Genomic DNA, 20,721 nt, shown 5'->3' on the forward strand with positions numbered 1-20,721 from the left:
CGCCCCTTCGTGTTGCGGTCACTGCGCGTCGGCCTCGTCGATCAAGTAGGCGCTCTCGTCGAAGATCTCCAGCACGACGACGACCATGACGGCGCCGGCCACCATGTACTCCAGCATCACGCCCGGAGCGACGTACGCCTTGCGCAGATGTTCGTCGGGCCCCAACTGTGCGGTCGAGTGCTTACGGAAAGGGTCACGCGCCAGTATCCGCACAGCCCTGTCCAGGTGGGCCTGACGCGAGGGGGGCAGGGCGTCGTAGGCCGCACGGGCCTCGACGGTGAACTGGACGCGGTACTCGCTCATGACCCCAGTGTGCCAGCGACGCCCCGCCGCCGGCCCGGGTTGCCGTCGCCGAACCCACCGCCACCTGGGAGTTGGCCCTGCGCCCCGACCAGGACCTCGCCGACATCGAGGACGACGAGTTCTACGGCTACGGCGTGGTCCCCAGGCCCGCACCTGGTGACGTCCCCCTCCACCGGTCGCACCCTCGTCGCGTTCACCTCCGGCTGGGGCGACGGCTTCTGCCCGACCTGGATCGGGCGTTCGGCGTCCGGCGAGGTCACCTGCTTCCTCACGGACTTCTTCGTCGCGCCCGACCCCTCCTGCGGGGCGGCAATCCCCGGACGCGGCCCCGTACCCCGGGTTACCGTCGGATCATGAGCATTCGGGCCGTGGTCTGGGACGTCGACGACACTCTCTTCGACTACAGGGGGGCCGACCGGATCGGAATGGGGCTGCACCTGGCGGCCGAGGGGCTGCTGGCGGCCCACGACAGCGTCGAGCAGGCGATCGACCGGTGGCGGGAGGTCACCGACGCGCAGTGGGCGCGCTTCTCGGCGGGGGAGGTCGACTTCCAGGGCCAGCGTCGGGACCGGGTCCGGGTGTTCCTGGGCGAGGAGCTCACCGACGCCGAGGCCGACGCCTGGTTCCAGCGTTACATCGCTCACTACGAGACCGCCTGGTCCCTCTTCCCGGACGTCCTGCCCGCGCTGGACGCCCTCGCCGCCAGCCACCGGCACGCGGTGCTGTCCAACTCCAGCATCCACGTCCAGGACCACAAGCTCCGCGTGCTCGGCGTCCACGACCGCTTCGAGGTCATCCTGTGCGCCGCCGAGCTGGGCGTCTCCAAGCCCGAGGCCGGCGCCTTCCTCGCGGCCTGCGACGCCCTGGAGCTGGATCCGCACCAGGTGGCGTACGTGGGCGATCACCCCGAGATCGACGGGCGGGGTGCCGCGGACGCCGGGCTGCTCTCGGTCTGGATCGCCCGCGAGGGCATGTACGCGACCGTCGAAGCCCCCGACGGCACCCACCGCATCGCTTCCCTCGCCGAACTCCCCACGATCCTCGGCGCGGATACCCGTTTTGGAGCCCCGTCCACCTTCGGGTAATGTTCTTCCTGCGCCGCCGGGGAGCGGGCCGAAAGGCCGGAAACCGGAGGAGCAGAACTAGAACAAGATCCCCGCAGGGGCTTGCGTTCCAGTGGCCTATGGTGTAATTGGCAGCACGACTGATTCTGGTTCAGTTAGTCTTGGTTCGAGTCCAGGTAGGCCAGCTCGCAGATGCTTTGAATTGAACACAGTATCTGCAAGCGGAGATCAACTCCGCGAAGCCCCCGTTGTGTAGCGGCCTAGCACGCTGCCCTCTCAAGGCAGTAGCGCCGGTTCGAATCCGGTCGGGGGTACAGATCCTTCCCGGAGGGTCAGTCCGGGTCGCACCCGCTGACTCTCATGCAGGATCGCTAGGGCCCCCGTTGTGTAGCGGCCTAGCACGCCGCCCTCTCAAGGCGGTAGCGCCGGTTCGAATCCGGTCGGGGGTACGCACTGGTCTAAACCACATTGGTCTATGGTGTAATTGGCAGCACGACTGATTCTGGTTCAGTTAGTCTTGGTTCGAGTCCAGGTAGACCAGCTCGGACCTGTGGTGGTGTGATCACCGCCTACAGGCTCCACGCCCCCGTTGTGTAGCGGCCTAGCACGCCGCCCTCTCAAGGCGGTAGCGCCGGTTCGAATCCGGTCGGGGGTACGAGATGAAGGCCCTTCGCTTCGGCGGAGGGCCTTCGTTGCGTCCGGGATCACTCGGTCCAGGGTCGCCGCCCGATGCACCAACTCGGCGTACGGCACGAGCTGTTCGGGCTCTTCGCTCGCAGGGCGACGTGGATGAGGCGTCAGGGGCGCGGTTCCCCGCGCACCCCGAGAAGGTGAGACATGTCCCCGTCGGCGCACAGGCCTGCCGCGGCGTTGAGGCCGGCCCGGTCCGACAGGGAACCGCCCTCAACCCGTGCGGCGCAGGGCCTCGGAGAGACGGGCCGCCGCGTCGATGACCGCCTGTGCGTGCATGCGCCCGGGGTGGCGCGTGAGGCGCTCGATCGGGCCGGAGACGGAGACCGCGGCCACCACGCGGTTGGACGGGCCGCGTACGGGCGCCGAGACGGACGCGACGCCCGGCTCGCGCTCGCCGATGGACTGGGCCCAGCCCCGGCGCCGTACGCCCGACAGGGCCGTGGCCGTGAAGCGGGCGCCCTGGAGGCCGCGGTGCAGGCGCTCCGGCTCCTCCCAGGCCATCAGGATCTGCGCGGAGGAGCCCGCCTTCATGGTGAGCGTCGAGCCCACCGGGACGGTGTCCCGAAGGCCGGACAGGCGCTCCGCCGCGGCGACGCAGATGCGCATGTCGCCCTGGCGGCGGTAGAGCTGCGCGCTCTCGCCGGTGATGTCCCGCAGATGCGTGAGCACCGGGCCCGCGGTCGCGAGGAGGCGGTCCTCGCCCGCCGCGGCGGCCAGCTCGGCCAGCCGGGGGCCCAGGATGAAACGGCCCTGCATGTCGCGTGCCACCATGCGGTGGTGTTCCAGAGCCACGGCCAGCCGGTGGGCCGTGGGTCGAGCCAGTCCGGTCGCCGCGACCAGACCCGCGAGGGTGGCCGGACCGGACTCCAGGGCGCTGAGGACAAGGGCTGCCTTGTCCAGAACGCCGACGCCGCTACTGTTGTCCATGAAACGATACTCACGTCTCACTCTGTGAAACGCAAGTTCCTTTTTCCGTGAGACGCGCAACCCTTGTAGGCACAGCGGCCCGGTGACCGTACGGGCCTGGTGACGGGCGCCCGTGAACTGGGGCCGGGTGCCGTCTCCTCAAGATCTCTAGTTGGGCCGGTGGACGATCTCGCCGGCCGGAGGGAAAGCGATGGGTAGGACACTCGCGGAGAAGGTCTGGGACGACCACGTCGTCCGGCGCGCCGAGGGCGAGCCCGACCTCCTCTTCATCGATCTGCACCTGCTGCACGAGGTGACCAGCCCGCAGGCCTTCGACGGACTGCGCAAGAGCGGACGCCCGGTGCGCCGGCTCGACCTGACCATCGCGACCGAGGACCACAACACCCCGACCCTCGACATCGACAAGCCCATCGCCGACCCGGTCTCCCGGGTCCAGCTGGAGACGCTGCGCAAGAACGCCGCCGAGTTCGGTGTGCGCCTGCACCCGCTGGGCGACGTCGAGCAGGGCGTCGTGCACGTCGTCGGCCCGCAGCTGGGCCTGACCCAGCCCGGTATGACCGTGGTCTGCGGCGACTCCCACACCTCCACGCACGGCGCCTTCGGCGGTCTGGCGTTCGGCATCGGCACCTCCCAGGTGGAGCACGTGCTGGCCACCCAGACGCTGCCCCTGGTCCGCCCGAAGACCATGGCGATCACGGTCGACGGCGAACTGCCCGACGGCGTCACCGCCAAGGACCTCATCCTGGCGATCATCGCCAGGATCGGCACCGGCGGCGGCCAGGGCTACGTCCTGGAGTACCGCGGCTCCGCCATCGAGAAGCTCTCGATGGAAGCCCGCATGACCATCTGCAACATGTCGATCGAGGCCGGCGCCCGCGCGGGCATGATCGCCCCCGACCAGACCACCTTCGACTACCTCGAGGGCCGTCCGCACGCCCCCAAGGGCGAGGACTGGGACGCGGCCGTCGCGTACTGGAAGACCCTGAAGACGGACGAGGACGCCGAGTTCGACGCCGAGGTCGTCATCGAGGCCGCCGAACTGTCGCCGTTCGTCACCTGGGGCACCAACCCCGGCCAGGGCGCGCCGCTTTCGGCCCACGTCCCCGATCCTGCTTCGTACGAAGACGCTTCGGAGCGCCTCGCCGCCGAAAAGGCCCTGGAATACATGGGGTTGGAGGCCGGACAGCCGCTGCGCTCCATCAAGGTGGACACCGTCTTCGTAGGTTCGTGCACCAACGGCCGCATCGAGGACCTGCGCGCGGCCGCCGAGCTCGTCAAGGGCCGCAAAGTCGCCGACGGCGTACGGATGCTGGTCGTCCCCGGCTCCGCGCGGGTCGGTCTACAGGCCGTCTCCGAGGGCCTGGACGTCGTCTTCAAGGAGGCCGGCGCCGAATGGCGGCACGCGGGCTGCTCGATGTGCCTGGGCATGAACCCGGACCAGCTGGCCCCGGGTGAGCGCTCCGCGTCCACCTCCAACCGCAACTTCGAGGGCCGGCAGGGCAAGGGCGGCCGTACGCACCTGGTGTCGCCGCAGGTCGCGGCCGCCACCGCCGTACTGGGCCACCTGGCCTCGCCTGCCGACCTGTCCGACGCCCCTGCCGCCGCTGGAGTCTGAGAGTCATGGAAGCATTCACCACACACACCGGCCGGGCCGTTCCGCTGCGTCGCTCGAACGTCGACACCGACCAGATCATCCCTGCTCACTGGCTCAAGAAGGTGACCAGGGACGGGTTCGAGGACGGGCTGTTCGAGGCCTGGCGCAAGGACGAGAAATTCATCCTCAACCAGCCCGAGCGCGAGGGCGCCACGGTCCTGGTCGCCGGCCCCGACTTCGGCACCGGTTCCTCCCGTGAGCACGCGGTGTGGGCGTTGCAGAACTACGGCTTCAAGGCCGTGATCTCCTCGCGCTTCGCCGACATCTTCCGCGGCAACTCGCTGAAGAACGGCCTGCTCACGGTGGTTCTGGACCAGAAGATCGTGGACGCGCTCCAGGAGCTGACCGAGAAGGACCCCGAGGCCGAGATCACCGTCGACCTCGAGGCCCGCGAGGTGCGCGCCGAGGGCATCACGGCGAGCTTCGAGCTGGACGAGAACTCCCGCTGGCGGCTGCTGAACGGCCTGGACGACATCTCCATCACCCTCCAGAACGAGCAGGACATCGCGGCGTACGAGGCCAAGCGGCCCTCGTTCAAGCCGCGGACGCTTCAGGTCTGACCCCGGGGGCGCCCCCCGGGGTGCCGCCACCCCTCCTTCGGAGCAACTGAACAGGTCGAGTTTCGGCCACCCCAACACCCCCGGCCGTACCCCCGATCAGCCCGATCGGGGGTACGGCCGTGTCTGTTCCCGCACGGCCCGGCGCGCTGCGACACGCCCGCTCAACTTCCCACGTTAAGACGGGTGTTGTCGGGGTACGCGTCCCTTGTCACCGTGGCTTCCCCATCTGCCCGGAAGGCCGTTTCAGGCGGCAGTTGCACCCCTGGCAGGCGACAACTCGCCCCAGATGGCACAATCTGTGCATGGAACACGACGGCCAACTCGAGCTCTATGCGGCAGTCGCGGACCAACTCAAGGAAGCGCACGCAAGAGTGCGCGCACTGCAAGTCCCGGAGGGCGTACGGATGGCGCTGACCCGGAAGCTGCTGGTCATTACGGCCGCGGCCAAGCACGACGTCGTCGAAGCGACAAGGCGTCTGGAGCGGTTCACCGCTGACCTCGACGCGGGTCGAATCCCGGAAGAGGAACGCTGAACAAGTCCAGAGCGGCCGAGTTCGTTGCGGCACAAGGGTGATAAGCCCGTTTCGTGTTTGATTTGCGGTATATATCTGCCTAACGTGCGAAAACGCTTGAACACTTTCGTTCGGGCAATGTCTCCGAAGGGGAAGACGTGAACAAGGCGCAGCTCGTAGAAGCGATTGCCGACAAGGTGGGCGGCCGCCAGCAGGCCGCCGACGCGGTCGACGCGGTCCTGGACGCCATCGTCCGCGCGACGGTCGCTGGCGACCGTGTCTCGGTCACCGGCTTCGGTTCGTTCGAGAAGGTCGACCGCCCGGCGCGTTACGCCCGCAACCCCCAGACGGGCGAGCGGGTTCGGGTCAAGAAGACCTCCGTTCCGCGCTTCCGCGCTGGCCAGGGCTTCAAGGACCTGGTCAGCGGCACGAAGAAGCTCCCGAAGAACGACGTCGCGGTCAAGAAGGCGCCCAAGGGCAGCCTGACCGGCGGGGCTTCGGCCACGGTCAAGAAGGCCGCCGCGAAGAAGGCGACCACCGCCAAGACCGCCGCGGCGAAGAAGACCACCGCGAAGAAGACGACGGCCAAGAAGACCACGGCCACCGCCAAGAAGACGACGGCGAAGAAGGCCCCCGCCAAGAAGGCGACCGGCACCGCCGCCAAGACCACGGCCGCGAGCAAGACCGCCGCCAAGAAGACGACGGCCAAGAAGGCCCCGGCGAAGAAGGCGACCGCCAAGAAGGCGCCCGCCAAGAAGTCGGCCGCCCGCACCACCACCGCCAAGAAGGCCACGGCCCGCAAGAGGTAAGGGCACAGGGGCACTCACGCGCCGGGCCGGACTCCGTGACGGAGTCCGGCCCGCGGCGTGTGCAAAGGCGTTCGGAAGGCCTGTTCAGAGGGTCACAAGGCCTGTTCAGAGGGGCAAGGCCTGTTCAGAACGTCTGGAGGGTCACCAGGGTGATCTTGTCACCGGCCATCTCGATCCGCACCCGCTGACCGGGACGCAGCAGTCTGAGGCCGCCCGCGTCGAACGCCGGCGCGTCGAAGGGCACCGGGGTGCCGTCGTCGAGCAGCACCTGCCCGCTGCGGCTTTCGGGGTCGTACGTGTAAGCGGTCGCCTGCATGGCCGCAGCCTACTGCCCGGGTATCAGCAACCGCGCCGCCGCGGCGGCCGTCCGGGGGCCGACCCCCAGTGCCAGCGCCGCCCGCAGGTCCTCGCCGGTGTCCACGTCCTGCCGTACGGAATCGACGTCGTCGAGACGGAGTTCCGCGGCCCCCGAGGTGTGGTGACGGCGTCGGGAATCCGGGCCGAAGGCCGGGCGCAATTCCTCGCCCGCCGCCGCGGCCAACAAGGTCGTGCCGAGGGCCGCCGCATCCGGGAGAAAAGCGCGCGGGAATTCCGCGGCCGCGTCGAGGACCCGGGCCAATTCCAGGGGGCGCAGCGCCGGCAGATCGGCGTTCAGGGCCGCCAAAGCGCTTTCGGGGCGCGCGGACCGCACCGCGGACGCTCCGTGCCGCAGAGCCGCGTTCAGGCCGCCCCGGGGCTCGTCGGGGACGATGCGGGCGCCCAGGGCCGCCAGTTCACGGCCGGCCAGGGCGTCGTCCGTGACGACCGCCACATCGCGGACCGCCGGGCAGGTCAGCGCGGCCGCCACGGTGTCCTGGGCGAAGGCGAGGGCCAGGCCCGGACGCACCCCGTCCCCGGCCGTGTCCGAGAGCCTGCTCTTGGCCCGCGCCAGGGGTTTCAGCGGGATGACCAACGTCCACAGCACGAGCGTTCCGTCCTTCTCTTCTCACGGTCATTGTCACTCAGTCGTCACGCGGCCCATCTGGCGGTGTCGGCGGCGGGGCGTACGGTGTTCTCGACAGACAGACGGCCCGGGGCGACACTTGTCCGGCCCCCCGGCCCAAGAGGAAGGTGTCCGCGTGCCCCGCCGCAGAATCGGCTTCTGGTACCGCCTGGCAGCGGTGATCGCCAAACCGCCGCTCGTGGTTCTGATCAAGCGGGACTGGCGCGGATTGGAGAACATTCCGGCCGACGGCGGATTTATCACCGCGGTCAACCACAATTCGCACATCGATCCCTTCGCGTACGCGCACTTTCAGTACAACACCGGGCGCGTTCCTCGATTCCTCGCGAAGAGCGGTCTTTTCAAGAAGGGATTCGTCGGCGCCGTCATGCGCGGCACCGGCCAGATCCCCGTCTACCGCGAGAGCACCGACGCGCTCAGCGCTTTCCGGGCCGCGATCGAGGCCGTGGAGCGCGGTGAATGCGTCGCCTTCTACCCCGAGGGCACCATCACCCGCGATCCCGACCAGTGGCCCATGATCGGCAAGACCGGCGCCGCGCGCGTGGCCCTCCAGACCAAGTGCCCGGTCGTCCCGGTCGCCCAGTGGGGCGCCAACGAGGTGCTGCCGCCCTACGCCAAGAAGCTCCACCTCTTCCCGCGCAAGACGCACCACGTCCTCGCCGGCCCGCCCGTGGACCTCACGCGCTTCTACGGCAAGGACATGACCCAGGACCTCCTGAAGGAGGCCACCGAGGTCATCATGGCCGCCATCACCGCCCAGCTGGAGATCATCCGCGGCGAGAAGGCGCCCGGGACGGCGTACGACCCACGCCGCGAGCGGATCGAGCAGCGGCGCCGGACCCAGGCCCAGAGCGGTCATGAGGGGGAGAAGAGCAAGTGAGCAAGCCCGTCAAGGCGGCCGTCTTCGGCACCGGTTCATGGGGTACCGCCTTCGGCATGGTGCTCGCCGACGCGGGGTGCGAGGTCACCCTGTGGGCGCGGCGTCCCGAACTCGCGGAAGCGGTCAACTCCACGCGTACGAACCCGGACTACCTCCCCGGCGTCGAACTCCCGGAGAACCTCCGGGCGACCGCGGACGCCGCCGAGGCCGCGAGCGACGCCGAGTTGACCGTCCTCGCGATCCCCTCGCAGACCCTGCGCGCCAACCTCGCCGAGTGGACCCCGCTGCTCGCCCCCGACACCGTCCTCGTCTCGCTCATGAAGGGCGTCGAACTCGGTTCCGCCATGCGGATGAGCGAGGTCGTCGAGGACGTCGCCAAGGTGGGCCAGGACCGCATCGCCGTGGTCACCGGGCCCAACCTCGCCCGGGAGATCGCCGCCCGGATGCCGGCCGCCGCCGTGGTCGCCTGCACCGACGGGGCGGTCGCCACCCGTCTCCAGGCCTCCTGCCACACGCCGTACTTCCGCCCGTACACCAACACGGACGTGGTGGGCTGCGAGCTGGGCGGTGCCGTGAAGAACGTCATCGGGCTCGCCGTCGGCATCGCGGACGGCATGGGGCTCGGCGACAACGCCAAGGGCTCGCTCATCACGCGCGGTCTCGCGGAGACGACCCGTCTGGGCCTGGCGATGGGCGCCGACCCCCTCACCTTCTCCGGACTCGCCGGTCTCGGCGACCTGGTGGCGACCTGCTCCTCGCCGCTGTCGCGCAACCACACCTTCGGCACCAACCTCGGCAAGGGCATGACCCTCCAGGAGACCATCGCGGTCACCCGGCAGACCGCCGAGGGCGTCAAGTCCTGTGAGTCCGTGCTGGATCTGGCCCGCAGGCACGGCGTCGACATGCCCATCACCGAGACCGTCGTCGGCATCGTGCACGAGGGCAAGTCCCCGGTGGTCGCCGTCAAGGAGCTGATGTCGCGCAGCGCGAAGCCCGAGCGACACTGAGCTACGGCCTCGCCGTTCGCCTCGTCCACCACCGGGGCGGACGCTGTATCGGGGCACTACCAACGGGTACTCTCAACGCGATATGAGCACCGAGAACCTCCCCCAGAGCCCTGAGCAGCCGCCTCGCAAGCCGCGCGTGGCCGTCGTGTTCGGCGGGCGCAGCTCCGAACACGGGATCTCCGTGGTCACCGCCGGCGCCGTCCTCAAGGCCATCGACCGGACGAAGTACGACGTCCTGCCGATCGGCATCACCCAGGACGGCCGCTGGGCGCTCACCGCCGACGAACCGGAACGCATGGCGATCACCGAACGCCGTACGCCGAACGTCGCGGAACTCGCCGAGTCGCACGAGGGCGGTGTGGTGCTCCCCGTGGACCCCGCGAACCGCGAAGTCGTCTACAGCGAGCCCGGATCGGTGCCCAAGGCGCTCGGTGAGGTCGACGTCGTCTTCCCCGTCCTGCACGGCCCCTACGGCGAGGACGGCACCCTCCAGGGCCTTCTGGAGCTGTCCGGAGTCCCGTACGTCGGCTCGGGCGTGCTCGCCTCGGCCGTCGGCCAGGACAAGGAGTACATGAAGCGGGTGTTCACCTCCTTCGGGCTCAAGGTCGGCCCGTACGTGGTGATCCGGCCGCGGGAGTGGGAGCGGGACGAGTCCGCCGCCCGCAAGAAGATCGTCGACTTCGCGGGCGAGCACGGCTGGCCGCTGTTCGTGAAGCCCGCGCGCGCGGGTTCATCGATCGGCATCACCAAGGTCGACGACCTCTCCGGCCTGGACGAGGCGATCGCCGAGGCGCAGAGCCACGACCCGAAGATTCTCGTCGAGGCGGCGCTGCGGGGGCGCGAGATCGAGTGCGGTGTCCTGGAGTTCGAGGACGGCCCGCGCGCGTCCGTCCCGGCCGAGATCCCGCCGCCGCAGGAGCACGCGTACTACGACTTCGAGGCGAAGTACATCGACTCGACCCCGGGGATCGTGCCGGCGCCGCTCACGCCCGAGGAGACCGCCGAGGTCCAGCGGCTCGCGGTCGACGCCTTCGACGCGGCCTCCTGCGAGGGGCTGGTCCGCGCGGACTTCTTCCTCACCGAGGACGGCGAGTTCGTCATCAACGAGATCAACACCCTGCCCGGCTTCACACCGATCTCGATGTACCCGCAGATGTGGGAGAAGAGCGGGATCAGCTACCCGGAGCTGGTGAGCAGGCTGATCGAGGCGGCGCTGCGGAGGTCTACGGGGCTGCGGTAGCGGGGCACGGTCGGCTGCTCCGGGGCCGGGTCCGGGGCCGGGTCAGGATCTGAATCTGGTTCTGTGCCGGCCGGTCCGGACCCCGCGTCAGCCCGGCCTAGTCGGCGATCCCCGCGGGGATCGCCTTCTTCACGGCCGGTGCCAGATCCACCAGCGGTGCCATGCCGTTCCCGGTGCGCTTCGCGGGGATCGTCACCTCGACGTACGCCTTCCGCAGGGTCGTGGTGAAGCGGAAGGAACCGTCGTCCTGCTTCTCCAGCAGCCACCCCACCCCGTTGACCTCCACCCCGTCGGCCTCCGGATCGTCCATCTTCGAGGGCCGCTGTACACCGCACCGCAGTATGATCGCCGGGTCACCCCAGCCCGCGGTCAGCGCGGATGCCGGCTCGGGGTCCCGGCGATCCTGACCGTCGACCTTGGACGGCAGCGCCTTGTCGAGGTTCTCGCACAGCCCGGTGACTTCCGTGCCCGGGCTGGGAACCGCGGCCCGGGCGCCGTCGTCTGCTGAGGAGCAGCCCGCAAGGGTGATCAGGGTGAGGAGCGCGGGCAGGCCGATGAGCCGGCGACGGAAATAAATCACCGGCCAAGGGTAGACGGGGGCTACAGATGGACCACCGGGCAGGTCAGGGTGCGAGTGATGCCGTCCACCTGCTGGACCTTGGCGACCACCATCCGGCCCAGGTCGTCTACGGTGTCGGCTTGCGCGCGGACGATCACGTCATACGGTCCTGTCACGTCCTCGGCCTGGATGATTCCAGGAATCTTGCTGATCGTCTCGGCGACGGTCGACGCCTTGCCGACCTCCGTCTGGATCAGGATGTACGCCTGTACCACGGAACCTCCAGGGCGGCCACGAGGATCATGTGGGGAAAAGGAACGCCACGGTATCGCGTCGTCGCTCACCACGGGGAGACCCGCGGGGGCGTGGACGCCCGCGCCGGGGTGCGGACACGACAGAAGTTCACGGTCCCCTCGACCGTATCGAGGACACTGATGACGCGCGACCGGGCACGGCACGGCACAGAAGGGGCGTAAGGGCCATGAAGGGCACTGTTGGTGAGCTCGGGGAGTTCGGGCTCATCAGGGAGCTCACCTCCCGTCTCACCACCACCCCGGCGGTCCGGGTGGGCCCCGGCGACGACGCCGCGGTGGTCGCCGCACCCGACCGCAGGGTCGTCGCGAGCACCGACATCCTTCTGGAGGGCCGGCACTTCCGCCGTGACTGGTCCACGGCCTACGACGTGGGCCGCAAGGCCGCCGCGCAGAACCTCGCGGACATCGCCGCCATGGGCGCGGTGCCGACCGCCCTGCTGCTCGGCCTGGTCGTGCCCGCCGAACTCCCCGTGACCTGGCCCTCCGAGCTCATGGACGGCCTGCGCGACGAGTGCCAGGTCGCCGGCGCCTCGGTGGTCGGCGGGGACGTCGTACGAGGGGACACGATCATGGTCTCCATCACCGCCCTCGGCGATCTGCGGGGCCAGGAGCCCGTCACCCGGGCCGGCGCCCAGCCCGGCGACCTCGTCGCGGTGACCGGCTGGCTGGGCTGGTCCGCGGCCGGGTACGCGGTGCTCGCCCGGGGCTTCCGCTCGCCCCGCGCGTTCGTGGAGGCGCACCGGCGCCCCGAGCCGCCGTACCACGCGGGTCCGGCCGCCGCGGCGCTCGGTGCGACCGCGATGTGCGACGTGAGCGACGGACTGATCGCCGACCTCGGACACATCGCCGAGGCCAGCAAGGTCCGCATCGACGTGCGCTCCGGCGCGATCGACATCCCCTCGCAGATGAACGACATCGGGCAGGCCGTGGGGGTCGACCCCATCCAGTGGGTGCTGACCGGGGGAGAGGACCACGCGATCGTGGCGACCTTCCACCCGGACGTGAAGCTGCCGGCCCGCTGGAAGGTGATCGGAGAGGTCCTCAACCCCTCGGCGCTGCCCCAGGTGACGGTGGACGGGGCGCCCTGGACGAGCAAGGGCGGCTGGGACCACTTCGGCGAGGACATCGAGTCGTGAGGCCGCCGCTCGTGCTCACGGTGGCGGGCTCCGACTCCGGCGGCGGGGCCGGCATCCAGGCCGACCTGAAGACGATGCTCGCGCTGGGCGTGCACGGCATGAGCGTGATCACCGCGGTCACCGCGCAGAACTCCCTTGGCGTGCAGGGCGCTTGGCAGCTGCCGGTGGAGGCGGTGCGGGCGCAGTACCGCAGTGTCGTGGACGACATCGGCGTCCAGGCCGTCAAGACCGGGATGCTCGCCTCGGCCGAACTCGTCGAGACCGTCGCCGAGTTGCTCGGCTCGACGGGTGTCCCGAGTGTGGTCGACCCGGTCGGCGTCTCCAAGCACGGGGACTCCCTGCTGGCTTCCACGGCCCTGGAGTCCATGCGGCGCAAGCTGCTCCCGGTGGCCACGGTCGCCACTCCGAACCTTGACGAGGTGGCCCAACTCACCGGCGTCCGCGTCGAGTCGGAGGCCAGCATGAGAGAGGCCGCCGACGCCGTCCTGTCGTTCGGGCCGGCCTGGGTGCTCATCAAGGGCGGCCATCTGAGCGGGGACGCCGTCGACCTGCTCACCGACGGCTCCGAGGAGCACTGGCTGCGCGCGCCCCGCCACGACAACCGCCATACGCACGGCACGGGGTGCACGCTCGCCTCCGCGATCGCCTCCCAGCTCGCCAAGGGCCGGTCCGTGCCGGAGGCGGTGGCGGACGCGAAGGACTACGTCACCGGCGCGATCGCGTCCGGCTTCGCGCTGGGCGGCGGGATCGGACCGGTGGATCATGGATGGCGGTTCCGTCAGGACGCCGACGCGTAGTACATGAACACAGCAAAAAGCCGGCCCACCTTCCGGTGGACCGGCTCTGCAGCGAACCAGCAGTGGCCGCGCGCTTCAGCGGTGCGTCAGCGCGAGACCTTGCCGGCCTTGATGCACGAGGTGCAGACGTTCAGGCGCTTAGGCGTCCCGCCGATCACGGTACGGACGTGCTGGATGTTCGGGTTCCAGCGACGGGACGTACGGCGGTGCGAGAAGGACACGCTGTTGCCGAAGCCCGGCCCCTTGCCACAGACGTCGCAGTTGGCAGCCACGGGTCACTCCAAAGACTTCAGATGCACTTACGGTGGGATCCCGGGCGGGCCGGGATCGAGATCGCAGGATCAAAGATCTGAGTGGCGCTGCCAGGGGAATGGCCCGATCGGGATCGGGCAACCGGAGCAGCATACAACGACTGCGCCAGTAGAACGAAACTACCATGGCTGATCAGGCACTCGCTCCCGGCCCTCTTCCGGCGGACGCCCGCCCGGGGTCTACGCTGCGTCCAGTCCAGCAGCCCGAGGAGGCGCAGGTGGCGCAGGTGCCGCAGACATTCTTCGATGCTCTCGCGGTGCGCACCTGGTGCGGTCTCGCGCTGCGGGCGCTGGGTCGGGCGCGCGAGGAGATCGACGCGATCAACGTCTATCCCGTCGCCGACGGGGACACCGGCACCAACCTGTATCTCACGGCGGAGTCCGCGGCCGCGGCCGTGGAGGCCGTCTTCGAGGCCCACAACGCCCATGACCTGGGGAAACCCGCACTCGCCGACGCCGCGCGCGCGATGGCGCACGGCGCCCTCATAGGCGCCCGCGGCAACTCCGGCACGATCCTCGCCCAGTTGCTGCGCGGCATGGCCCAGGTGCTGGCCGCCGACAGTGAGACGCCTCACACGGACGGCGAGGGACTGCGGCTCGCCCTGCGGCAGGCCGCCGACTCCGCCCGCCAGGCCGTCGCCCACCCCGTCGAGGGCACGGTCCTCACCGTCGCCTCGGCCGCCGCCGACGCGGCCGAGGCGACGGACGGCGACTGCGGGACGGTCGCACGGGCCGCCTACGACGGGGCCCGCGCCGCCCTCGCCGAGACCCCCGGCCGGCTGGCCGTCCTGGAGCGGGCGGGAGTGGTGGACGCCGGGGGGCGCGGGCTGGTGGCGGTACTGGCGGCCCTGGTGGAGACGTTCACCGGGGAGACGCCGAGAGCCGTCCCGGTGACGGCCCATCCGGAGCACGCGCGCGGGGCGGGCGGTACGGCCGTCACGTCCCCTGAGATCGTCGCGGAGGTGTCCGACGCCCCCGCGACCCCCCTGGACGAGTGCGCCGACGGCCCGGACACCGGAGGTCCCGCCTTCGAGGTGATCTACCTCCTGGAGGCCGACGACACCGCCGTGGCACGGCTGCGGGAGCGGCTCGACGGACTCGGCGAGTCCCTCGTGGTGGTCGGCGGCGACGGACTGTGGAACGTCCATGTGCACGTCGACGACGCGGGCGCCGCCGTGGAGGCGGGCGTCGAGGCCGGCCGGCCGTACCGGATACGGATCACCCACTTCGGCGTCGGCGACGTCCACACCACCGGTGCCGAACGGCCGCCCCGCGAGCGCGCCCAGCGGGCCGTCGTGGCCGTCGTGCCCGGCGAGGGCCTGGCCGGGCTCTACGCCGAGGCCGGCGCTACCACGGTGCTCGCCCGGCCCGGGGAGCCGCCCGCGAGCGGCGAGCTCGTCCAGGCCGTACGACGCGCCCACGCGCGCGAGGTCGTACTGCTGCCCAACGACGCCGACCTGCGCCACACCGCCGCCGCGGCGGCCGAGCAGGCCCGCGCGGAGGGCATCAGGGTCGCGCTGATCCCGACCCGCTCCGCGGTCCAGGGCATCGCGGCGCTCGCCGTGCACGAGCCGGAGCGGCGGTTCGACGAGGACGTCGTCCAGATGACCTCGGCGGCCGGCGCGACCCGTCACGCCGAGGTCGTCGTCGCGGAACGCCAGTCCTGGACCATGGCCGGCATCTGCCAGGCCGGTGACGTCCTCGGTCTCATCGACGGGGACGTGGCCGTGATCGGCTCGGACGTCACCGCCACCGCCGAGAGCGTCCTCGACCGCATGCTCTCGGCCGGCGGCGAACTGGTCACCCTCGTCCTCGGCGACGAGGCCCCCGAGACCGTCGCCGACCACCTGGAGACGCGGGTGCGGGAGGCGTACCTCGCCGTGGACACGGTGGTGTACCGCGGAGGGCGGCAGGGGGCCGTACTGCTCATCGGGGTCGAGTAGACCGGGCGCCGGGGATCCGGGGGCGCCCGGGTCAGTCCTGCTGCTCCTCCATCTGCTCCTCCATGAGCGCGAGCATCTGGGCGGCCTCGGCGCGACGGGCCTGTGCCGTTTCGTCGTTGACGTCGCGACGATCCCGTTCCGTCGTCTCGTCGCCGGAGATGGAGCCATCGGAGCTGTCGGAGCCATCTGAGCCATAAGCGGCCAGCACCGCACGCGCGCGTGCCGCCGCCTCCGCCGGGCGGCTCAGGTCGGCCGCCAGCCAGCCGGCCGCGAGCTCGGCGCCGGTCCGGGCGTCCAGGGCGTCCTCGCCGAGCGAGGCGAACAGCACGATGGACTCGGCCACCTGAGTCAGCGCTTCCTCCAGCACCGCCCGGATCGAGTCGTCCTCGGCGTCCTCGGACACCGAACGGGCCAGCAGGTCTCCGAACTGCCGGTGGGTGTGCCCGAGTTCGCCGATGAGCCGGGCCCGGACCTCCTCGTCGGTCCCCGCGTCGCCCAGCGCGGCCTCGCACTCCCGGACCGCCTGCGCCATCAACTCCCGCGCCGCGTCCGCCCCGTCCTCGGCCCGCAGCGCAAGCCACGCCCGGGCCCGCAGAGAGCGGATCAGACCGTGCACATTGCCGATCTCACGCCACAGGCCACCCGCGCGGGCGTACGCCCGATCCGCCTCGGCCGGCAGCCCCGCGGCCCCGAGGGACTCCGCGGCGAGGTGGGCGAGCGTCGCGTGGTCGTGCTGCTCCGGCCAGTGCCGGGCGGTCTCCGCCGCCTGAAGACGCCGTTCGGCCGCCTCCCGGTGCTCGCCCAGCTCGCTGAGACAGTCACCGAGCCACCACTGCGTCTGGACGACCACCCCGTCGCCGTGCGTCTCGGGGCGCAGGTCGGACAGCGCCGACTCCAGGACCTCAGCGGCCTCGGCCCACCGCCCCAGCCGCACCAGGTAGCCACCCAGCTGGTGCCGGGCCCAGGCACCGAGCGTCCGGCCCTCACCGGCCTCGTCGGCCCAGTGCGCCGCCTCCAGGGCGTGCTCGGCGGCCTCCTCGGCGAGTCCCCGGCCCCCGACGACCTCGGCGAGCTGGAGACGCAGCTGGGCCCGTCCGACCGGCTCCAGATGCGGCCCGCCGTGCTCCAGGGCCGCCCGCAGCGTCCGCTCGGTCCCGGCCAGGTCGCCCAGGTGGTGCAGGAGTCCGGCCAGACGGGCCTCGTACTCCACCGCGAACCACGGCAGCCCCGCCTCCACGAAGCCCGCCGCGGCCCGTGCGAACAGGTCCGCCGCCGACTCCACGTCCCCGGTCCGCGCGGCCAGCTCCGCCAGCATCGCCCGGGCCTCGGCGACCCGCGCGGCGAGCCGTACGTCGTCCTCGGTGCGCCCCTCCACGAGGGCAAGCACCTCCCGCACGGCCCGCTCCGCCTCGGAGAGGACGTCGCCCTCCGCGCCCTCCGTCTCCTCGGCGCCCTCCCCGGCCTCCTGCACCCGCCGCATCAGGATCCGGGCCCGGGACATCACCACCGACGCGGTCTGCCGTACGCCGGTGCCGTCCGCCGCGTAGAGCGCGAGGACATCGTCGTACGGCTCGGCGACCGCCGTGAGCGCCTCGTCGACCTCTCCGGCCAGGGCCCGGACGTACGCCGCACGCGCGTGTGCGGCCAGTGCCTCGCCGGGGTCGCCCGCCTGCGCGTACAGCTCGGCGGCCTGCTCGAAGAGTGCGGCGCCCTCGGGGCCGCGGTCCATGGCCTCGTGATCGACTGTCTCGGCACGGTCGCGCGGGTCCAGTTCGACGTCCTGCGCGGCCCGTGCGACCGCCGCCCACGCCTCCACGGCGTTCGGTTGGAGGGCGTCCGACAACCGTCGGGCCTCGGCGATCAGCGCGGGCAGATCGGGCTCCTGCGCGAGCACGGGGGCCGGGGGAGCCGGCGGGGGAGCGGCGACCGTCCGGGCCGCCCGCACCCCGAGCGGCAGCCGGTCCACCAGCGGCCGCTGCGCCATCCGCGTGCGTGCCCGCTCGCTGACATGGGCCGTGCCGTTGCGTTCGTCGAAGCGGGCGGCCAGCGCGAGGGCCTCCTCGCGCGCGTGGGCGGCGAGTTCGGCCGCGGTCCAGGACCGGCCCGAAGGCCCCGGCACCGGCCGGTCGGCCGGACCGAGCTCGACGAGACGGTCCATGAGCAGTGTCACCACGGCCATGAAGTCCAGCCTGCTGCGCGGATGACCGTCGTCCGTGAAGTACGCGGGACGCTCCGCGAGCAGCTCCAGGCCCCGCGCCTCGTTGCCGCTGAGCGCGCAGAACTCGACATGGTCCGCGTAGGCGCCGCGCATGCTCTCCATGGACCGCACGAGCCGGAAGCCCCGCAGATGGTTGGCGCGCGCCTCCTCCAGACGCCCCAGCCGCAGCAGCGGCGCCAGCGAGGAGGCGAGGGCCGCGTGCGGCTCGTGGGCGCACGTGAACTCGCCCTCCAGGACCGGCGCCCACAGGTCGAGCGCCTCCGCGTCCCGGCCCTGCCGCACCTGCCACCAGCCCTGCTCGTGCAGCTCGCAGGCGTGGCAGTCGGCCATGGCGTCCCGGTCCGCGGCCAGCCACGCGGCGTACGCGCGCTCGGCCCGCGCCCGGTCCCCGACATGCGCGGCCACGCTGTACTCGGCGCTGCGCACGGCCCGTTCGGAATGTCCCGCCAGCCGGTAGCGGTGCTCCATCTCGCCGAGCCACTTCTCCATCGCGGCCAGCGGGATGTGCGGCTGGTCGAGCATCCCGGCCGTCATCCACTTGAAGACCCAGTGCAGCGTGTGCGTCTCGTACTCGTCGAAGTCCTCGGGGCGCTCGTCCCACATGCGCAGCAGCCGCGCGAAGGGGACGAACATCTTGGCCTTCTCGGAGCTGTAGTTGTAGACCTTCAGCTGGTGTCCGAGCGCCTCGATCACCGCGAGCGGGATGTTCAGCTTCTCCGCCTCGGCGAGCAGCTGCTCCGCGCGCGCGTTGCGGGCGGGACCCTCCGGTTCCTCGGAGTTCTCCGCCATCGCGCGGCGCAGTGCATCGAACGCCGTCTCCCCGTCCAAACCGCTCATCAGCGGCCCTCCTCGCCGTTCGTGGCCCACTCCAGGAGGCCGATGAAGGCCCGGTTCAGCAACGCCGAGTCCGCGGGCCTGAGCGGGCGCTGGGCCATCAGCAGCGCCTGCCCGTACAGGGACTCGGTGGCGGTGCCGATCAGTTCCGGATCGCCGAGCGCACCGATCCGCCGTACCAGAGGGCTCAGATGGTTCAGCACGAGACGCGCGCGGGGGGCGCTCCCGCGCAGTGAGCCGAGGATGCCCGCCCACAGGTCGTCGGCCTGCTCCTCGGCGTCCGCCCGCGCCTGCTCGTGCCGGGCGTCCCGGTCGTCCAGGTGCAGCGCGGGCACGGACAGCGGCCGGAAGGCGCGCAGGACCACGTCACAGCCCAGCGGATCGAGCTTGGCCCGCGCGGCCGCCAGGAACCCGGACAGTGCCAGCTCCTCCGCCGGATCGACCAGGTCCATGTGGGCCGTGACGGTGTCCGCGTCCAGCTCGGTGACGACCGTCCCGGGCCGCACCGAGGGCAACGCCTCGACCAGGTCGCTGTCGTACGTGTAACCGCCGTTGACGACCCCGATGCCCTGGGCGGAGGCGATCGGCGCGACCTGCCGGTACTCCTCGACGGTCCGTGTGAAGTGCACCACCGGGTGCCGCTGGGCGAACTCCTCCAGGGACAGCCGCCCGTCGGTCGTCTCGAACGGCAGCCAGGGCAGCATGGTGCGCAGCATCTCCCGGTCGTGCCGCGCGAGCGACTTCACGCCCAGGTGGTGCACGGACAGGAAGGCCGCGAGCCGTTCCGGGTCCCCGGCGGCCAGCCCCGTCAGCCAGGACCGGATCCGCTCCCCGAGCGCCTCCCGTACGGCGGCCAGCGTCTCGTCCTCGTACAGCGACTCGCGCGAGGCCGTGGGCCGCAGGCTGTCGGTGTCCAGGACGCAGCGCACGAAGAACGCCCAGTCGGGCAGCAGCTGTTCGGCCCGCTCGGTCAGCAGCATGCCCTTGAGGTGCACGCGATGGGTCGCCCGCTGGGCGGGGCTGACGGCGGACGGCAGGACGTACGCGACGCCCCTGACCCCCGCCAGCGGCACGTTCAGCTCGATCGAGTCCAGCGGGGTGAAGCCGAACAGGTCGTGGCAGTGCCGGGCCAGGGCCACCCTGCGGTTGGCCGGGGAGGGGTAGGGACGGTCCCAGGGGGCGGGCAGATCGGTGACCGCCTCCTGGCCGACCCGGACGTCGTACGGCAGCAGGGAGCCGAAGTCCCGCGCCAGCTGGAGCACGCGGTCGGGAGCGAGCCACTCACCGGTGCCCGCGCGCGCGACCAGGTACACGGTCGTCCCCGGCTCCGGACGGGCCTCGGCGGGCAGCGTCCGCACCCGGTACGAACCGTCGTCGCTCGCCGTCCACTCCACGGGCGGGGCGTCCGGCGTCCGGGCGCTGCGGCTGACCACCCGGATCCGCTCGGCGACCACGAAACAGGCCAGCAACCCGATGCCGAACTGCCCGAGGAAGTCGGAGCGCGCCTCCTGGAGCCCCTCGGCCCGCTTGGAACTGCGCCCGATGGTGGCCAGCAGGTTGTGCACGTCCGCCTCGGTGAGCCCGACCCCGGAGTCCTCGACCCGCAGGGCGCCCTCCTCGGCGTACAGCCGCACTCTGGCCGGGGCGTCCGGCTCCTCGGCCCGCCGGGCCGTGATGGCGTCCACCGCGTTCTGGAGCAGCTCGCGCAGGTAGACCTTGGGGCTGGAGTACAGGTGATGGGAGAGGAGGTCCACCAGACCGCGCAGGTCGACCTGGAACGTATGAGGTTGCTGAGGTACCTGGGGTGTCTGTGATGACTGTGAGGTCTGGGAATCCATCGTCGCAGCGCCGGTGGGGGGAACGTTCGCGCGGCGCGGGGTCGGGCGGTCCCGGGTGGGGCGGTGACCGCGGGGGATGGCCGGAGCGCGTCATCCTAAATCCCCAACCAGCCGTCTGA

At 71.2% G+C, this 20,721-nt stretch carries 21 protein-coding genes and 5 tRNA genes; 17 read left to right on the top strand and 9 right to left on the bottom strand.

The annotated features are described in order from the left end of the window. Positions 1 to 18: 18 nt before the first annotated feature. Positions 19 to 303, bottom strand: a complete 285-nt coding sequence (locus H295_RS43625; protein ID WP_020138710.1) for a hypothetical protein — start codon at positions 301 to 303, stop codon at positions 19 to 21. A gap of 156 nt (positions 304 to 459) precedes the next feature. Between H295_RS43625 and H295_RS45710 the strand changes: the two genes are divergently transcribed. The 7 genes from H295_RS45710 to H295_RS0128225 all read left to right on the top strand — a co-directional run bounded on the left by H295_RS45710 (position 460) and on the right by H295_RS0128225 (position 2,022). Continuing rightward, positions 460 to 660, top strand: a complete 201-nt coding sequence (locus tag H295_RS45710) for a DUF4241 domain-containing protein (protein WP_324606082.1) — start codon at positions 460 to 462, stop codon at positions 658 to 660. Then, a complete protein-coding gene (locus H295_RS0128200; protein ID WP_028809825.1) occupies positions 657 to 1,388 on the top strand; it encodes an HAD family hydrolase in 732 nt (243 codons plus the stop codon). Before H295_RS45710 ends, H295_RS0128200 begins: the two co-directional genes overlap by 4 nt. A 92-nt stretch (positions 1,389 to 1,480) precedes the next feature. Beyond that, positions 1,481 to 1,552 (top strand) — tRNA-Gln (locus tag H295_RS0128205). 56 nt (positions 1,553 to 1,608) lie between these two features. Beyond that, a tRNA-Glu gene (locus H295_RS0128210) sits at positions 1,609 to 1,681 on the top strand. Positions 1,682 to 1,743: 62 nt separating this feature from the next. Beyond that, positions 1,744 to 1,816 (top strand) — tRNA-Glu (locus tag H295_RS0128215). Between the two features lie 20 nt (positions 1,817 to 1,836). Beyond that, positions 1,837 to 1,908, top strand: a tRNA-Gln gene (locus tag H295_RS0128220). Between the two features lie 41 nt (positions 1,909 to 1,949). Continuing rightward, positions 1,950 to 2,022: transfer RNA gene (locus H295_RS0128225), tRNA-Glu, on the top strand. Between the two features lie 248 nt (positions 2,023 to 2,270). Here H295_RS0128225 and ndgR read toward each other — a convergent pair. Next, a complete protein-coding gene (gene ndgR, locus H295_RS0128230) occupies positions 2,271 to 2,987 on the bottom strand; it encodes an IclR family transcriptional regulator NdgR (RefSeq protein ID WP_007384919.1) in 717 nt (238 codons plus the stop codon). 190 nt (positions 2,988 to 3,177) lie between these two features. Here ndgR and leuC point away from each other — a divergent pair, with 190 nt between their 5' ends. The 4 genes from leuC to H295_RS0128250 all read left to right on the top strand — a co-directional run bounded on the left by leuC (position 3,178) and on the right by H295_RS0128250 (position 6,522). Continuing rightward, positions 3,178 to 4,602, top strand: coding sequence for a 3-isopropylmalate dehydratase large subunit (gene leuC, locus H295_RS0128235; RefSeq protein ID WP_020138713.1), 1,425 nt, complete (start codon positions 3,178 to 3,180; stop codon positions 4,600 to 4,602). Between the two features lie 5 nt (positions 4,603 to 4,607). Next, the gene (gene leuD / locus H295_RS0128240) at positions 4,608 to 5,201 is read left to right on the top strand and encodes a 3-isopropylmalate dehydratase small subunit (protein WP_020138714.1); all 594 of its coding nucleotides are present in this window, start codon (positions 4,608 to 4,610) and stop codon (positions 5,199 to 5,201) included. Positions 5,202 to 5,503: 302 nt separating this feature from the next. After that, complete coding sequence (locus tag H295_RS0128245; protein ID WP_028809826.1) at positions 5,504 to 5,734, top strand: hypothetical protein; 231 nt, start codon at positions 5,504 to 5,506, stop codon at positions 5,732 to 5,734. Between the two features lie 137 nt (positions 5,735 to 5,871). Beyond that, positions 5,872 to 6,522: an HU family DNA-binding protein gene (locus H295_RS0128250; protein ID WP_020138716.1), complete on the top strand. Its 651-nt coding sequence runs from the start codon at positions 5,872 to 5,874 to the stop codon at positions 6,520 to 6,522. 124 nt (positions 6,523 to 6,646) lie between these two features. Here H295_RS0128250 and H295_RS0128255 read toward each other — a convergent pair whose 3' ends face one another. Continuing rightward, positions 6,647 to 6,838, bottom strand: coding sequence for a hypothetical protein (locus H295_RS0128255; protein ID WP_020138717.1), 192 nt, complete (start codon positions 6,836 to 6,838; stop codon positions 6,647 to 6,649). Positions 6,839 to 6,847: 9 nt separating this feature from the next. Continuing rightward, positions 6,848 to 7,486 carry a 2-phospho-L-lactate guanylyltransferase gene (gene cofC, locus H295_RS0128260; protein ID WP_020138718.1) on the bottom strand — a complete coding sequence of 213 codons (639 nt, stop codon included), beginning with the start codon at positions 7,484 to 7,486 and terminating at the stop codon, positions 6,848 to 6,850. A gap of 154 nt (positions 7,487 to 7,640) precedes the next feature. On the opposite strand from cofC, the gene H295_RS0128265 reads away from it, so the two are divergent. The 3 genes from H295_RS0128265 to H295_RS0128275 all read left to right on the top strand — a co-directional run bounded on the left by H295_RS0128265 (position 7,641) and on the right by H295_RS0128275 (position 10,652). Beyond that, the gene (locus tag H295_RS0128265; RefSeq protein WP_020138719.1) at positions 7,641 to 8,405 is read left to right on the top strand and encodes a lysophospholipid acyltransferase family protein; all 765 of its coding nucleotides are present in this window, start codon (positions 7,641 to 7,643) and stop codon (positions 8,403 to 8,405) included. Further along, complete coding sequence (locus H295_RS0128270) at positions 8,402 to 9,412, top strand: NAD(P)H-dependent glycerol-3-phosphate dehydrogenase (RefSeq protein WP_020138720.1); 1,011 nt, start codon at positions 8,402 to 8,404, stop codon at positions 9,410 to 9,412. Before H295_RS0128265 ends, H295_RS0128270 begins: the two co-directional genes overlap by 4 nt. 82 nt (positions 9,413 to 9,494) lie before the next feature. Further along, positions 9,495 to 10,652: a D-alanine--D-alanine ligase family protein gene (locus tag H295_RS0128275; RefSeq protein ID WP_028809827.1), complete on the top strand. Its 1,158-nt coding sequence runs from the start codon at positions 9,495 to 9,497 to the stop codon at positions 10,650 to 10,652. Positions 10,653 to 10,749: 97 nt separating this feature from the next. Here the strand turns inward: H295_RS0128275 and H295_RS0128280 are convergent, their stop codons facing one another. Further along, positions 10,750 to 11,232: a DUF3515 domain-containing protein gene (locus H295_RS0128280; protein WP_020138722.1), complete on the bottom strand. Its 483-nt coding sequence runs from the start codon at positions 11,230 to 11,232 to the stop codon at positions 10,750 to 10,752. A 20-nt stretch (positions 11,233 to 11,252) separates the two neighbouring features. Continuing rightward, a complete protein-coding gene (locus H295_RS0128285) occupies positions 11,253 to 11,486 on the bottom strand; it encodes an Lrp/AsnC family transcriptional regulator (protein WP_020138723.1) in 234 nt (77 codons plus the stop codon). 206 nt (positions 11,487 to 11,692) lie between these two features. Here H295_RS0128285 and H295_RS0128290 point away from each other — a divergent pair, with 206 nt between their 5' ends. Together H295_RS0128290 and thiD are read left to right on the top strand one after the other, a co-directional pair. Continuing rightward, positions 11,693 to 12,661, top strand: a complete 969-nt coding sequence (locus H295_RS0128290; RefSeq protein ID WP_020138724.1) for a thiamine-phosphate kinase — start codon at positions 11,693 to 11,695, stop codon at positions 12,659 to 12,661. Next, the gene (gene thiD / locus H295_RS0128295; RefSeq protein ID WP_020138725.1) at positions 12,658 to 13,458 is read left to right on the top strand and encodes a bifunctional hydroxymethylpyrimidine kinase/phosphomethylpyrimidine kinase; all 801 of its coding nucleotides are present in this window, start codon (positions 12,658 to 12,660) and stop codon (positions 13,456 to 13,458) included. The genes H295_RS0128290 and thiD overlap by 4 nt, the downstream gene beginning before the upstream one ends. A gap of 86 nt (positions 13,459 to 13,544) precedes the next feature. Here the strand turns inward: thiD and rpmB are convergent, their stop codons facing one another. Then, entirely contained in the window at positions 13,545 to 13,730 is a 186-nt protein-coding gene (gene rpmB, locus H295_RS0128300) for a 50S ribosomal protein L28 (protein ID WP_020138726.1), read from the bottom strand. Positions 13,731 to 13,987: 257 nt separating this feature from the next. Here rpmB and H295_RS0128305 point away from each other — a divergent pair, with 257 nt between their 5' ends. Next, entirely contained in the window at positions 13,988 to 15,712 is a 1,725-nt protein-coding gene (locus H295_RS0128305) for a DAK2 domain-containing protein (protein WP_020138727.1), read from the top strand. Between the two features lie 31 nt (positions 15,713 to 15,743). Here H295_RS0128305 and H295_RS0128310 read toward each other — a convergent pair whose 3' ends face one another. Continuing rightward, on the bottom strand, positions 15,744 to 18,767 hold the full coding sequence (locus H295_RS0128310; protein ID WP_020138728.1) for a hypothetical protein: 3,024 nt from the start codon (positions 18,765 to 18,767) through the stop codon (positions 15,744 to 15,746). Then, positions 18,767 to 20,602: an HSP90 family protein gene (locus H295_RS0128315; RefSeq protein WP_028809829.1), complete on the bottom strand. Its 1,836-nt coding sequence runs from the start codon at positions 20,600 to 20,602 to the stop codon at positions 18,767 to 18,769. The genes H295_RS0128310 and H295_RS0128315 overlap by 1 nt, the downstream gene beginning before the upstream one ends. Positions 20,603 to 20,721 lie beyond the last annotated feature (119 nt).

The organism is Streptomyces sp. 351MFTsu5.1 (assembly GCF_000383655.1).
Taxonomy (GTDB): domain Bacteria; phylum Actinomycetota; class Actinomycetes; order Streptomycetales; family Streptomycetaceae; genus Streptomyces; species Streptomyces griseorubiginosus.

Coding starts and splice junctions, on each gene's coding strand:
- H295_RS43625 (WP_020138710.1), bottom strand. CDS start 303: ATGAGCGAGTACCGCGTCCAGTTCACCGTCGAGGCCCGTGCGGCCTAC.
- H295_RS0128200 (WP_028809825.1), top strand. CDS start 657: ATGAGCATTCGGGCCGTGGTCTGGGACGTCGACGACACTCTCTTCGAC.
- ndgR (WP_007384919.1), bottom strand. CDS start 2,987: ATGGACAACAGTAGCGGCGTCGGCGTTCTGGACAAGGCAGCCCTTGTC.
- leuC (WP_020138713.1), top strand. CDS start 3,178: ATGGGTAGGACACTCGCGGAGAAGGTCTGGGACGACCACGTCGTCCGG.
- leuD (WP_020138714.1), top strand. CDS start 4,608: ATGGAAGCATTCACCACACACACCGGCCGGGCCGTTCCGCTGCGTCGC.
- H295_RS0128245 (WP_028809826.1), top strand. CDS start 5,504: ATGGAACACGACGGCCAACTCGAGCTCTATGCGGCAGTCGCGGACCAA.
- H295_RS0128255 (WP_020138717.1), bottom strand. CDS start 6,838: ATGCAGGCGACCGCTTACACGTACGACCCCGAAAGCCGCAGCGGGCAG.
- H295_RS0128275 (WP_028809827.1), top strand. CDS start 9,495: ATGAGCACCGAGAACCTCCCCCAGAGCCCTGAGCAGCCGCCTCGCAAG.
- H295_RS0128290 (WP_020138724.1), top strand. CDS start 11,693: ATGAAGGGCACTGTTGGTGAGCTCGGGGAGTTCGGGCTCATCAGGGAG.
- H295_RS0128310 (WP_020138728.1), bottom strand. CDS start 18,767: ATGAGCGGTTTGGACGGGGAGACGGCGTTCGATGCACTGCGCCGCGCG.
- H295_RS0128315 (WP_028809829.1), bottom strand. CDS start 20,602: ATGGATTCCCAGACCTCACAGTCATCACAGACACCCCAGGTACCTCAG.